At 58.4% G+C, this 12,988-nt stretch carries 11 protein-coding genes; 3 read left to right on the top strand and 8 right to left on the bottom strand.

Translation table 11 applies throughout. The features are described from left to right. Window positions 1–174 precede the first annotated feature (174 nt). Window positions 175–849 (top strand): heavy metal response regulator transcription factor, encoded by a 675-nt coding sequence (locus F8N44_RS10810; protein WP_095048087.1) that lies wholly within the window; start codon window positions 175–177, stop codon window positions 847–849. Continuing rightward, complete coding sequence (locus tag F8N44_RS10805) at window positions 846–2,279, top strand: heavy metal sensor histidine kinase (RefSeq protein ID WP_150650289.1); 1,434 nt, start codon at window positions 846–848, stop codon at window positions 2,277–2,279. Before F8N44_RS10810 ends, F8N44_RS10805 begins: the two co-directional genes overlap by 4 nt. Before the next feature lie 324 nt (window positions 2,280–2,603). Here the strand turns inward: F8N44_RS10805 and F8N44_RS31305 are convergent, their stop codons facing one another. The 7 genes from F8N44_RS31305 to F8N44_RS10770 form a co-directional block, all read right to left on the bottom strand. Next, window positions 2,604–3,035: a hypothetical protein gene (locus F8N44_RS31305; RefSeq protein ID WP_191630884.1), complete on the bottom strand. Its 432-nt coding sequence runs from the start codon at window positions 3,033–3,035 to the stop codon at window positions 2,604–2,606. A 146-nt stretch (window positions 3,036–3,181) separates the two neighbouring features. Beyond that, on the bottom strand, window positions 3,182–4,924 hold the full coding sequence (locus tag F8N44_RS10795) for an ABC transporter substrate-binding protein (RefSeq protein WP_064389298.1): 1,743 nt from the start codon (window positions 4,922–4,924) through the stop codon (window positions 3,182–3,184). A 47-nt stretch (window positions 4,925–4,971) separates the two neighbouring features. Then, a complete protein-coding gene (locus F8N44_RS10790) occupies window positions 4,972–5,244 on the bottom strand; it encodes a DUF2160 domain-containing protein (RefSeq protein WP_007912485.1) in 273 nt (90 codons plus the stop codon). Between the two features lie 10 nt (window positions 5,245–5,254). Further along, entirely contained in the window at window positions 5,255–6,055 is an 801-nt protein-coding gene (locus F8N44_RS10785) for a carbohydrate ABC transporter permease (protein ID WP_016986562.1), read from the bottom strand. A 9-nt stretch (window positions 6,056–6,064) separates the two neighbouring features. After that, a complete protein-coding gene (locus F8N44_RS10780; protein WP_007912484.1) occupies window positions 6,065–6,931 on the bottom strand; it encodes a carbohydrate ABC transporter permease in 867 nt (288 codons plus the stop codon). Beyond that, window positions 6,928–8,037, bottom strand: a complete 1,110-nt coding sequence (locus tag F8N44_RS10775; RefSeq protein ID WP_150650287.1) for an ABC transporter ATP-binding protein — start codon at window positions 8,035–8,037, stop codon at window positions 6,928–6,930. The genes F8N44_RS10780 and F8N44_RS10775 overlap by 4 nt, the downstream gene beginning before the upstream one ends. Further along, a complete protein-coding gene (locus tag F8N44_RS10770) occupies window positions 8,037–9,131 on the bottom strand; it encodes an ABC transporter ATP-binding protein (RefSeq protein ID WP_007912480.1) in 1,095 nt (364 codons plus the stop codon). Before F8N44_RS10770 ends, F8N44_RS10775 begins: the two co-directional genes overlap by 1 nt. A gap of 384 nt (window positions 9,132–9,515) precedes the next feature. Here F8N44_RS10770 and F8N44_RS10760 point away from each other — a divergent pair, with 384 nt between their 5' ends. Then, window positions 9,516–11,354: a sigma-54-dependent Fis family transcriptional regulator gene (locus F8N44_RS10760; RefSeq protein WP_150650286.1), complete on the top strand. Its 1,839-nt coding sequence runs from the start codon at window positions 9,516–9,518 to the stop codon at window positions 11,352–11,354. Between the two features lie 305 nt (window positions 11,355–11,659). On the opposite strand, the gene F8N44_RS10755 is transcribed toward F8N44_RS10760, so the two are convergent. Continuing rightward, window positions 11,660–12,877 (bottom strand): MFS transporter, encoded by a 1,218-nt coding sequence (locus tag F8N44_RS10755; RefSeq protein WP_150650285.1) that lies wholly within the window; start codon window positions 12,875–12,877, stop codon window positions 11,660–11,662. Window positions 12,878–12,988: the final 111 nt, after the last annotated feature.

Genomic DNA, 12,988 nt, shown 5'->3' with positions numbered 1-12,988 from the left:
GTCTGACACTTTCCATCGACCTGTTAAATCAAGTCGATTATGGATTCCGTAAAGATGTTCCACGTCGGTGCAGTTCTGAAGCATCCCACGTTTAGTCCCCTAACCCTCTGGGAGAGGGTTAGGGTGAGGGGCCTTCTTAATTAAATACCCATTAAATAAAAGTGGTGATAGATCATGCGAATCCTTGTCGTCGAGGACGAGCTTAAAGCTGCCGAATACTTGCATCAGGGTTTGACCGAAAGTGGTTATGTCGTTGACCACGCCGCCACCGGCGCCGATGGTTTGCATCTGGCGCAACAGCAGGCCTATGACCTGATCATTCTCGACGTGAACCTGCCGGAACTCGACGGCTGGGGTGTGCTGGAACAGTTGCGTCGCACCCATTCGACGCGGGTGATGATGCTCACCGCGCGCGGGCGTCTGGCCGACAAGATTCGTGGCCTCGATCTGGGCGCTGACGATTATCTGGTCAAACCGTTCGAGTTTCCCGAACTGCTGGCGCGGGTGCGCACCTTGATGCGTCGCAGCGAAAACATCCCGGTGCCGCAGGTGTTGAAAGTGGCCGATCTGGAACTCGATCCGGGCCGCCATCGCGCGTTTCGCGGGCAACAGCGGATCGACCTGACCACCAAGGAATTCGCCCTGCTGCATCTGCTGATGCGCCAGTCTGGTGAAGTGCTGACGCGCACGCAGATCATCTCGTTGGTATGGGACATGAACTTCGACTGCGACACTAATGTGGTCGAAGTGTCGATCCGCCGTTTGCGGGCGAAGATCGACGACCCGTTCGACAGCAAGTTGATCCACACCCTGCGCGGTGTCGGCTATGTGCTGGAGGCGCGGGAATGAAGCCCTCCAGCCTGTCGATGCGCCTCGGTTTGACGGTGAGTATTCTCGGCGCGCTGCTGGTGGTGTTTCTGGCGATCCTCGCCTATTTCGCTCTGACCCATGAACTGAACGCGCTATCTCGGGACAGCCTGGAAAAGAAGATGGCGCAGGTGGAGCACAGCCTGTTGTTGTACGCCGATGCCAATGAAATCAGTGGCAAGCCGCATATTCTGCTCGATCAGGTGATGGGCCATGACAACCTGACGCTGACGATTTATGACCGCTTGAACCAGCGTTCGCCGTTGCTCAAATCCGGCAGTGGCTTGAGCGATCCACGGGTGGAATTGAAAGCGGTGCGGGCGACCACTGAACAGCTGACTTACTCCGACAGCATCGATGCTGAAGGGGCGAAATTCCTCACGCTTTCCAAGCTGATTCGCCTGAAGGACGGCTCGAGTGTGCCGGTGTTGTTGTCGATGGACAACGCCCATGACCAGGCGCTGCTCAGCGCTTATCTGCGCTCGACGCTGATTGCCTTGCCGTTGCTGCTGGTGTTTATCGGCCTCACCGCGTGGGGCGCGGTGCAGCGTGGGTTGGCACCGCTGCGCGAATTTCGCAAGGTGGCGGCGATGGTCTCGACTCAGGATCTGGAGCATAGGTTGTCGGTGGTGAACATGCCGCAGGAACTGAGTGAACTGGCGCAGGGCATCAACTTCATGCTGCATCGGCTGGATGCCGGGGTGCAGCAGTTGTCGCAGTTTTCTGATGATCTGGCGCATGAGCTGCGCACGCCGATCAACAATCTGATGGGCAAGGCGCAGGTCACGCTGTCGCGCGAGCGCTCGGTTGAGGAATACAAGGATGTGCTGGTGTCTTGTACCGAGGAGCTGGAGCGGGTGGCGCGGATTGTCTCGGACATGTTGTTTCTCGCGCAGGTGAGCCATCCGTCGGCGCTGGCGCCGTTTGAAGCGGTGGCGCTGGAGGTTGAAGTGGCGAAGGTCGCGGAGATGTTTTCGTTGTCGGCACAGGACAAGGATATTCATTTGAATGTCCTTGGCAGTGCGACGGTGATGGGCGATCGGTTGATGATTCAGCGGGCGATTTCGAATTTGCTGTCCAACGCATTGCGCCACTGCCCGAACGGGAAAACCGTGACGTTGCTGATTGAGCAGAGCGCAGCGCAGGCATCCCTGCTGGTCAGCAACCCCGGCGCCGGGATTGAAGCGCAGCACTTGCCGCATCTGTTCGACCGCTTCTACCGCGTCGACAGCAGCCGCTCACGCTCGCAGGGCAGCACCGGATTGGGGCTGGCAATTGTGCGCTCGATCATGAGCCTGCATCAGGGTGTGGCGGAGGTTAAGAGCTTGCCGGGGGCGATGACCGTGTTCAGGCTCGGGTTTCCTGCGGTGACGCCAACGGCCCCTTCGCTTGCAGGCAAGCTCCCACAGTGATTTGCGGGGCACTCAGTTTTTGTGGACACCACTGAAACCTGTAGGCCTTCGACTGCTTGTGATGGCGGTGGGTCCTTCAACATCTGCACTGCCTGATACTCAGCCTTCGCGAGCAAGCTCGCTCCCACAGGGACAGTAGTCATCCACAAAATGTGTGGACGCCGCCAAAACCTGTGGGAGCGAGCTTGCTCGCGAAAGCGTCGGATCAGGTGATATCCATGTTGAATGTCAGACTGGGAATCGGGAGTTTTGTACCATTTCTTACCGATACGCTCTCGTCTCCGCAAAAACTCCGAAAGCTCCTGCCCTAACATCCGTTTCGTCCTACAGCCAGCCTTGAGTGTAGAGTTCTATGGTTAATGTCTTTGCAGATTGAAGAACGATGCGGGGCAAACTATGAGCAGAGATATGTTTTGTGAGTTGGTTGCAGGAATCGAGGCTCTGGCAGTCCAAGGTCGGGCGCAGCGCCTTCTCGCTCACACAGGAAAAACCGGCACACCACGAATTGGCGCTATGAAAGGCACATTGGTGCTGCCTGAAGATTTCGATTCGCCATTGCCTGACGCCATGCTTGATACCTTTGAAGAAACTCAAGCATGAAGCTGGCATTGACCGATGCCCTTTAATAGCTGCTGCAGTAGGCAGGGTGTTTTTGAGTTTTGTGAACACCACTGCAATCTGTGGGAGCTTGCCTGCAAGCGATGGCTGCGGGTCAGTCGATATCTTTTTCGTCTGACACACCGCTATCGCGAGCATGCTCACTCCTACAGGTTTTTGTGTCGTTCACAGATGCGGTGTACGCCGCGAACCTCTGTGGGAGTGAGCCTGCTCGCGATAGCAATCGCAGCGGCACCAAAAAAAACGGCACCTTCCGGTGCCGTTCGCCTTTCACAGTTCCCCTATCACTTACGCGCATCCGCCCACGATTTCAGCAGTTCGTTGTAGCTCACGGTCTCGCCCTTCGGCTTCTCGTTGGCCAGTTTCGGTTTCGGTGCGCCCGGTTGATCAAACCAGTACTGGGCATCGCGCTCCGGGTTCATCTTCGGAGCACAAACGGCCTGAGCCTTGGAGCGTTCCAGGCGCGTCATGATCGCGTCCTGATCCTTGGCCAAGCCATCGAGCGCCTGTTGCGGGGTCTTCTCGCCGCTCGCTGCTTCGGCGATGTGGCTCCACCACAATTGCGCCAGACGCGGGTAGTCCGGCACGTTGGTCCCGGTCGGGGTCCATTGCACGCGGGCCGGGCTGCGGTAGAACTCGACCAGGCCACCGAGCTTCGGCGCCAGATCGGTCATCGCCTGCGAGTTGATGTCCGACTCACGAATCGGCGTCAAACCAACGATGGTTTTCTTCAGCGACACGGTTTTCGAGGTGACGAACTGCGCATACAACCACGCCGCCAGTTTCTGCTTCTCAGGCGTGGATTTCATGAACGTCCACGAACCCACGTCCTGATAGCCGAGCTTCATGCCCTCCTCCCAATACGGCCCGCGCGGCGATGGCGCCATCCGCCATTTCGGCGTGCCGTCGGCGTTGACCACCGGCAGGCCCGGTTTGGTCATGTCTGCAGTGAACGCGGTGTACCAGAAAATCTGCTGCGCAATGTTGCCCTGCGACGGCACCGGCCCCGATTCGGAGAAAGTCATGCCCGCCGCTTCCGGTGGCGCGTACTTCTTCAGCCAGTCGACATACTTGGTGGTGGCGAACACTGCCGCCGGGCCATTGGTGTCGCCGCCTCGGGTCACGCTGGAGCCGACGGGATGGCAATCCTCGACGCGAATCCCCCACTCGTCCACCGGCAAGCCGTTGGGAATGCCCTTGTCACCGCCACCGGCCATGGAGAACCAGGCATCGGTGAAGCGCCAGCCCAGCGACGGGTCTTTCTTGCCGTAATCCATGTGCCCGTAAACGCGTTTGCCGTCGATTTCCTTGACATCTTCGCTGAAGAATTTGGCGATGTCTTCATAGGCTGACCAGTTCACCGGCACGCCCAATTCGTAGCCGTACTTTTCCTTGAACTTGGCTTTCAGATCGGCGCGCTCGAACCAGTCGGCGCGGAACCAGTACAGGTTGGCGAATTGCTGGTCGGGCAATTGATAAATCTTGCCGTCCGGCGCGGTGGTGAACGAGATGCCGATGAAGTCCTTGATATCGAGCGTCGGCGAGGTGAAGTTCTTGCCTTCATTTGCCATCAGGTCGGTGATCGATTCGGTCTTGCCGTAGCGAAAGTGCGTACCGATCAGGTCCGAGTCGTTGACCCAGCCGTCATAGATATTCTTGTCGGACTGCATCACCGTCTGCATTTTCTCGACCACGTCGCCTTCTTGCAGCAGGTCGTGGGTGAGTTTGATCCCGGTGATTTCGCTGAAGGCCTTGGCCAGCACTTTCGACTCGTATTCGTGGGTGGTCAGGGTCTCGGAAACGACCTTGATGTCCATGCCGCGAAACGGCTCGGCCGCCTTGATGAACCACTTCAGTTCTTCGAGTTGCTGCTCGGCCGTCAGGGTCGACGGTTTGAATTCACTGCCGATCCATTTTTTCGCCGCGTCCTCGTAGGCATCGGCCCAGGCGGATGCGCTCAAACCGCTGAGTGCCAGCATGGCTGCCAATGAAATGCTATGTCGCAGCTTATTGTTTTTGTCGAACATAGAGACCTCCTGTTTAAGTTGTGGAGCCGCATTGCCGAACGACTCGACTAGCCCCAACGCATCACAGCCAACAGCCACACCAGGGACAACGCGGACGCGACCCAGATGCTCCAGTCGGTGGCGCCGATCACCAGCAAATGCAGGTAGGCGCTGCCGAGAAGACCGATAAACAAACGATCGCCACGGGTGGTGGCAATCGGCAGAAAACCTCGCCGCAGGATGCTCGGCGAACGCAACTCCCACGTGGTCATGCCGACCAGAATCAGGCCGATGACGATGAAGAATGCTGCGGTAGGCGTGGTCCAGCTCATCCATTCCATCATCAGCTCCTCAGACCCGACCGAGGGCAAAGCCCTTGGCCACGTGGTTGCGAACAAACCAGATCACCAGCATGCCCGGCAAAATGGTCAACACCCCCGCCGCCGCCAGCACGCCCCAATCGATACCCGATGCTGAAACCGTACGCGTCATCACCGCCGCAATCGGCTTGGCGTTTACCGAGGTCAACGTCCGCGCGAGCAGCAGTTCGACCCAGGAAAACATAAAGCAGAAAAACGCCGTGACGCCGATGCCCGAGCCAATCAGCGGGATGAAAATCTTCACGAAGAACTTGGGGAAACTGTAGCCGTCGATGTAAGCGGTTTCGTCGATTTCTTTGGGCACGCCGGACATGAAGCCTTCGAGAATCCACACCGCCAACGGCACGTTAAACAAGCAATGCGCCAACGCCACGGCGATGTGCGTATCGAACAGGCCAATCGACGAATACAGCTGGAAGAACGGCAGCAGAAACACCGCCGGCGGCGCCATGCGGTTGGTCAGCAGCCAGAAAAACAGGTGCTTGTCGCCGAGAAAACGGTAGCGCGAGAACGCATACGCCGCCGGCAACGCCACGCTCAACGAAATCACGGTATTGAGGCTGACGTAATACAGCGAGTTCAGATAACCGGTGTACCAACTCGGATCCGTGAAGATCACCTTGTAGTTCGCCAGCGTGAAGTCCTGTGGGAAAAGTGTCAGGCCACCGAGGATTTCGGTGTTGCTCTTGAACGACATGTTCAGCAGCCAGTAGATCGGCACCAGCAGGAACAGGATGTACACCAGCAACGGAATAATCTTTCTCTTGCTCATGGCCGGGCCTCAGCGGTTGGCGTCGGAGTGCGTCATGGCGGTGTAGAACAGCCAGGACACCAACAGGATGATCAGGAAGTACACCAGCGAAAACGCCGCTGCCGGACCGAGGTCGAATTGCCCTACGGCCATCTGGGTCAACGTCTGACTCAAGAAGGTCGTGGCGTTACCCGGCCCGCCGCCGGTAAGCACGAACGGCTCGGTGTAAATCATGAAACTGTCCATGAAGCGCAACATCACCGCGATCAGCAGCACGCTCTTCAGCTTGGGCAACTGAATGTGCCTGAACACCGCCCAGGCCGAGGCGCGATCAATGCGCGCGGCCTGGTAATACACGTCGGGAATTGCGCGCAATCCGGAGAAACACAGCAGCGCCACCAATGAAGTCCAGTGCCAGACGTCCATCACCAGCACCGTCACCCAGGCGTCCATGGTGTTGGCCGCGTAGTTGTAGCTGATGCCCATGGCGTTGAGGCTCGACCCCAGCAAACCAATGTCGGCGCGGCCGAAAATCTGCCAGATCGTACCGACCACGTTCCACGGAATCAGCAGCGGAATCGCCAGAATGATCAGCACCACCGACGACCAGCGACCCTTGGTTGGCATGGTCAGGGCAACGGCAATACCCAGCGGAATTTCAATCAACAACACGCACGCCGAGTAGATGAACTGACGCAGCAACGAGTCGTGCAGACGCGGATCGAGCAGCACTTGTTTGTACCAGTCGGCACCGACGAAGTAGCGGCTGGACTGGTCGAAGATGTCCTGCACCGAATAGTTGACCACGGTCATCATCGGGATCACCGCACTGAACGCCACCAGCAGGAACACCGGCAACACCAGCCACCAGGCCTTGTTGTTCTGCACCTTGTTCATGGCTGCACCTCGTCGTCGGCTTCGAGCAGAAACTCATCGGCATACACCATCAGCCACTGCGCCGGAAAACTGATATACGCCGTGCCTTCTGGCACCGGTTTGTCTTCGGCCAGCCGCACTTTCAGCGGCGCGCCGTCGAGGTCGAGGGTCATGATTTTGTAGGTGCCGAGGTCTTCGACGTGTACGACCCTGGCCTGCATCGCGTCATCAAACGGCTCGTCCCACACGTGAATGAATTCAGGACGGATACCCACCTTCAGATTTTTCCACTGGCCGTGTTCGATATGTCGCTGCATGGCGTCGGACAACGGCAAGTGCGTCGAGGCAAAACCGACGCCACCGGGTTGCGGCTGCACTTCGATCAGGTTCATCCCCGGGCTGCCGATGAAATAGCCGACAAAGGTGTGGCTCGGCCGCTCGAACAATTCCCGTGGCGTGCCGAACTGCACAATCTGGCCGCCGTACATCACCGCGATCTTGTCGGCGAAGGTCGAAGCCTCCAGTTGATCGTGGGTGACGTAGACCATGGTGATGTTGAACTGCTCGTGGATCTGCTTGAGCTTGCGCCGCAGTTTCCACTTCAGGTGCGGGTCGATCACCGTCAGCGGCTCGTCGAAGAGGATCGCCGAGACATCGTCACGGACCAGACCACGGCCCATCGAGACTTTCTGTTTTTCATCGGCGGTAAGGTTGCGCGCCTTTTTGCTCAGGAGGTTTTGCAGGTCGAGAACTTCGGCAATTTCCTGCACCTTGCTGTGCACTTTCGCCTCGGCCATGCCCTGATTGCGCAGGGGGAAAGCCAGGTTGTCGAACACAGTCATGGTGTCGTAGACCACCGGAAACTGGAAAACCTGGGCGATGTTGCGCTTCTCCGGCGTCAGGTCGTTGACCGCTTTGCCGTCGAACAACACATGGCCCTGCGAGGGGCTGAGCAGGCCGGAAATGATGTTGAGCAAGGTCGACTTGCCGCAACCCGACGGCCCGAGCAAAGCGTAAGCACCGCCCTGCTCCCAGACGTGATCCATCTCGCGGATCGCGTAATCCTCCGCGCCGCTGGGGGTTTTGCTGTAGCTGTGGGCGAGGTGCTGCAAACGGATTTCGGCCATCAGGCAACCCTCGCGACACGCCGGCCTGGTGCTTGCACCAGACGGCCCTGCGCATCGAAAACGAACAGTTTGTGGGTCGGGATGTAAATGCGGATTGGCGCATCAACGTCGTATTCGTGAACCCCGGGCAGGTGCAGCACCAGCAGGAAATGCTCGTTGCGCACGTGCAGGAAGGTTTCCGAACCGCTGATCTCGGCGACTTCGACGGTAACCGCCAGTTCGAGGTCGTCATCGTTGCTCGGCACCAGCGAGATGTGGCTGGGGCGCACGCCGAAGCGGAACTCGCCCTCGCCCACCGGGCGCAAATCGACGTTCAACGGGAAGTGCACAAAATTGGCGAAACTGACTTCGTTACCGGCAATGCGTCCGGGCATCAGGTTGATCGGCGGTTCGGAGAACAATTCGGCGGCGAGCACGGTTTGCGGCTGGTGATACACCGAAGTCGACGGGCCGCTCTGAATCACCCGGCCTTCGTGAAGAATCGTCGTGGTGCCGCCGAGTGCCAGCGCTTCGTTGGGTTCGGTGGTGGCGTAGATGGCGATGGTGTGGCGCGCCTTGAACAGCTCGCGCATTTCCTGACGCAGTTCTTCGCGCAGTTTGTAGTCGAGGTTGACCAGCGGCTCATCGAACAGAATCAGCTCGGCGTCTTTGACCAATGCGCGGGCCATGGCGGTGCGCTGCTGTTGGCCGCCGGAGAGTTCCAGCGGATAGCGCTGCAGAAACTTTTCGATGCGCAGCATCTTCGCGGTTTCCTGCACTTTGCTGTGGATGATCTCTTTGGACACACCGGCCTGACGCAACGGCGAGGCGATGTTCTCGAACACGGTCATGGTCGGGTAGTTGATGAACTGCTGATAGACCATCGACACGTTGCGCAGGCGCACCGGGCGCTGGGTGACGTCGACGCCGTTCATCAGGATGCGGCCGCTGTCAGGTTTGTCCAGACCGGCCATTAAACGCATGAGGCTGGTTTTGCCGGACAGGGTGCGGCCGAGCAAAACGTTGAACGAACCGGGTTCGAATTTCAGGCACGCATCGTCGATCCAGGTCTGGCCCTCGACGGTACGGCTGACGTGCTCCAGGGTGAGTGACATGGCTCGGCCTTTTTATTATTGGAGTCAAGCGACCTGTGCACGGGAGCGAGTTTCGTGCCAGAAATGGCAAGTGGTTGATTTGGCGTGAAAAGCGTTGAAAGCGTGGGGATTGAGCGTTCATTGCTGAACACATTTGAACAGTTGGGCGATTGACAATGAACAATAGTGAACAACACTCTATAAGCGCTTTTTCCCCGAACCTGGAGGCGATAGAGATCCCCTGTGGGAGCGAGCTTGCTCGCGAAAGCGGTGTGTCATTCAATGACTTTATTGACTGAACCGACGCTTTCGCGAGCAGGCTCGCTCCCACAGGGGGATTTGTGTTGTATTCAGGTTTTGGGTTCATAACAACAATAAAAATCGCTGCATCAGAGGCCCACTGCCATGGCCGCACCTGCCCCGCCGCTGTCCCACGACGCGATCGTCCAGACTTCCTGGCAACGTTGTCGCGCGTTCGGTCTCGACCACCAGAGCACGCCGGCCTTCGATCAACTGCCCGCCGCCGGCATCGCGCAGCTGCTCGACAGCCATCACTCGCTGGTGCAGACCACGCACCAGGAAGTCCTGCCCTATTACGAAAACATCCTCAGCAACTCCAACTGCCTGATCATGCTCGCTGACAATCAGGGCCAGGTCCTGACCTCGTGGGGAACGCAACGCTTTATCGAGCCGAATCTGGCCCGGGGTTTTCAGGCCGGGGCGAGTTGGATGGAACGCTGCAGCGGCACCAATGCGATCGGCACGGCGCTGGCCTGTGAGCAAGCGGTGCATATCGAACACGATGAACACTTTCTGAAAGCCAACCGCTTCATGACCGGTTCCGCCGCGCCGATTTTCGACGCCGAACGCAAGGTGATTGCGGTGCTTGATGTGTCCAGCGACAGCTACCTGCCGCCCTCGCACACGCTGGGCATGGTCAAGATGATGAGCCAGACCGTGGAGAACCGGCTGATCCTCAACCTGTTCCATGGCCAGCACTTTCAACTGACTTTCAACACCGGGTTGAACAACCTCGACAGTCAGTGGGCCGGATTGCTGATCTTTGATGAGAGCGGTCAGGTGTTGTCGGCCAACCGTCGGGCGGACAATTTGCTCGGTGTGCGTTTATCCCGAGTTAGCGTTGAAAGCCTGTTCAAGGTGTCGCTGTTGGAGCTGATCAATCAGCCGGACGGTTTGCCGTTTGCCTTGCAGACCTCCGGGCGCAACCGTTTTCAGTGCTTGTTGAAGCGGCCGAAACAGGCGTCGGTTCAACCGCGCGTTTTTGCTGCTGAACCCAAAACCGCCGCGCCCACCGCTATCAGCCTCAACACCCTGCACTTCGGCGACAGTCGCGTGGAAAAAGCCGTGCGTCAGGCTGAGCGGTTATTGGAGAAAGATATTCCGCTGCTGATCCACGGTGAAACCGGCGTCGGTAAAGAAGTATTCGTCAAAGCCCTGCATCAGGCTAGTTCGCGCAGCAAACAGGCATTTATCGCCGTCAACTGCGCGGCGATCCCCGCCGAACTGGTCGAGTCAGAGTTATTCGGCTACGAGAAAGGCGCGTTCACTGGCGCCAACCAGAAAGGCAGCATTGGGCTGATTCGCAAAGCAGACAAAGGCACGCTGTTCCTTGATGAAATTGGTGATATGCCGCTGCCGACTCAGGCGCGGTTGTTGCGGGTGTTGCAGGAGCGCTGCGTGCAACCGGTGGGTAGCAGCGAGTTGTTCCCGGTGGACTTGCGGATCATTTCGGCGACCAACCGATCTCTGCGAGAACAAGTGCAGCTGGGGCGGTTTCGTGAGGATTTGTATTACCGCATTGGTGGATTGACGCTGGAGCTGCCGCCGCTGCGGGAGCGCAGTGATAAGGAGGCGTTGTTTAAACGACTGTGGGAGCAGCATCGTGAGCCGACGCAATGGGCAGGATTAAGTCAGGAAGTGTTGGAGTTGTTTAGCCGCCATCCGTGGCCGGGGAATTTGCGTCAGGTCAGTAGCGTGATGCAGGTGGCGTTGGCGATGGCTGAGGAACAGCCGGTGAGGCTGGAGCATTTGCCGGATGATTTTTTTGTTGATCTGGAGATGGAGCCGGTTGAGAGCGCGGTGCCGTTGGGGCTGGATCTGAATGATGTCGAGGCGTTGAACCGCGAGTTGAAGGCTTCCGGGGGGAATATTTCGCATCTGGCGCGACGTTTGGGCGTTAGTCGAAATACGCTTTATAAGCGGTTGCGGCAGATTGAAGGTTGAGTGAATCCCTTCCCCTCACCCCAGCCCTCTCCCAAAGGAGAGGGAGCTGACCGAGGTGTCTGACGCTGGACATCGACCTGAAAAAACCAGTCGATTATGGATTCAAAGCATCCCGTTCAGGTCGCTGTATCTCGTGAACATCCCCCAATCAGTCCCCTCTTCCGGAGGGAGAGGGGGCTGACCGAGGTGTCTGGCGCCGGACATCGACCTGAAACATCGTGGCGATTATGGATTCAGCGCAAATCGCTCAGGTCGGTGTATTTCCTGAACATCCCCCATTCAGTCCCCTCTCCTGGGGGAGAGGGTTAGGGTGAGGGCGAAAATTCCGGCTCAACATGCGTAACCGAAGCCGCCTCCAATGTGCGCAACCCCATCAGCACAACCACCACCATCATCAACCCTGCACCAATAGCCACCGCAAATCCCGCCCGCGCGCCAAAGGCATCAATAACCAAGCCCGCCAGCATGCCACCGAGTGCAACACCAACGCTGATACCGGTAGTCATCCACGTCAGCCCCTCCGTGATCCGCGACGGAGGAATAATGATCGTCCCCATTTTCATCACCACGACCATCGTCGGCGCAAACGAGATGCCCGCGATAAACAGCGCCGCTGTCAGCACATAAACATCCGTTGCAAAAACAGGCAACACGCCGGTGAACGCCGTGACCAATATCCCGATCAGGAACTGTTTTTCGATCGCCAGCGAAACCCTCATCGCACCAAACGTCAGGCCCGCTACCAGTGAACCGAACGCATAGGCAGCAAGGATGAAAGTCGCCGACGCCGGCCAGCCTTGTGCGTTGGCGAAAGCCACGACGGCGACATCGATTGCTCCGCCAATAACACCCATCGCCAACAACGCGAGGACAATGGTGCGAACGCCGGGGATCAGCAAGGTCGAGCCACTATGGCTGGCGTGACCGACGACAACCTTGGGTTCAGTCTGACGCTGCAGGAGAAACGCCGTGACCCCGACAGCCAACAGCCCGACCGCGACCAGTGGCCCGGCTTCGGCGAAAAAGCTCACGCTCAAACCGATCGCCAGTGGCGGGCCGATGATGTAAGCGAGTTCGGTCAGGACCGTGTCCAGCGAGAACGCCGTGTGCAACTGCGGCTTGCCCCGGAACAACTGCGACCAACGCGCGCGGATCATCGAGGGCATGCTCGGCATCGTTCCCGCCAGTGCCGCCAGCACAAACAGCAATGCGGCCGGTGCGCGCAAGTATACGGCGGTGATCAGCGCAAGCAGCATGGCAATGCTGAACGCGGTGACGACGGGCAGTACGCGGCTCTGGCCATGCCGATCGACCAGTTTCGAGATGTGCGGGCCGAGCAGCGCGTTGCACAGGGTGAATGTACCGGCGACTGTGCCGGCCAGCCAATACACACCGGTTTGCTGCACCAGCATGGTGATGATGCCGATGCCGATCATTGCCTGAGGCAATCGGGCGATGGAACTCGCGAGCACTAGCCCAGTGGCACCGGGGGTCGTTAGCAGCTCGTGGTAGTGATTGGCCATGGTGTTTCCCTTACATGATCGTCACCGCTCAGCATCCGGCTGAACGCGTTGCCGACATCAAGACCTACGCGAACGTCAAAAGCAACCCTCACCCCAGCCCTCTCCCGGAGG

The organism is Pseudomonas fluorescens (assembly GCF_902497745.1).
Classification (GTDB): Bacteria; Pseudomonadota; Gammaproteobacteria; order Pseudomonadales; family Pseudomonadaceae; genus Aquipseudomonas; species Aquipseudomonas fluorescens_BM.
This window is presented reverse-complemented; position numbering and strand designations above follow the sequence as displayed.

Bases quoted from the DNA above. Each gene is read 5' to 3' on its own strand.
- F8N44_RS10770 (WP_007912480.1), bottom strand. From the start codon at position 9,131: ATGTCACTCACCCTGGAGCACGTCAGCCGTACCGTCGAGGGCCAGACC.
- F8N44_RS10785 (WP_016986562.1), bottom strand. From the start codon at position 6,055: ATGAGCAAGAGAAAGATTATTCCGTTGCTGGTGTACATCCTGTTCCTG.
- F8N44_RS31305 (WP_191630884.1), bottom strand. From the start codon at position 3,035: ATGCTCGCGATAGCGGTGTGTCAGACGAAAAAGATATCGACTGACCCG.
- F8N44_RS10790 (WP_007912485.1), bottom strand. From the start codon at position 5,244: ATGGAATGGATGAGCTGGACCACGCCTACCGCAGCATTCTTCATCGTC.
- F8N44_RS10810 (WP_095048087.1), top strand. From the start codon at position 175: ATGCGAATCCTTGTCGTCGAGGACGAGCTTAAAGCTGCCGAATACTTG.
- F8N44_RS10805 (WP_150650289.1), top strand. From the start codon at position 846: ATGAAGCCCTCCAGCCTGTCGATGCGCCTCGGTTTGACGGTGAGTATT.
- F8N44_RS10755 (WP_150650285.1), bottom strand. From the start codon at position 12,877: ATGGCCAATCACTACCACGAGCTGCTAACGACCCCCGGTGCCACTGGG.
- F8N44_RS10760 (WP_150650286.1), top strand. From the start codon at position 9,516: ATGGCCGCACCTGCCCCGCCGCTGTCCCACGACGCGATCGTCCAGACT.
- F8N44_RS10795 (WP_064389298.1), bottom strand. From the start codon at position 4,924: ATGTTCGACAAAAACAATAAGCTGCGACATAGCATTTCATTGGCAGCC.
- F8N44_RS10780 (WP_007912484.1), bottom strand. From the start codon at position 6,931: ATGAACAAGGTGCAGAACAACAAGGCCTGGTGGCTGGTGTTGCCGGTG.
- F8N44_RS10775 (WP_150650287.1), bottom strand. From the start codon at position 8,037: ATGGCCGAAATCCGTTTGCAGCACCTCGCCCACAGCTACAGCAAAACC.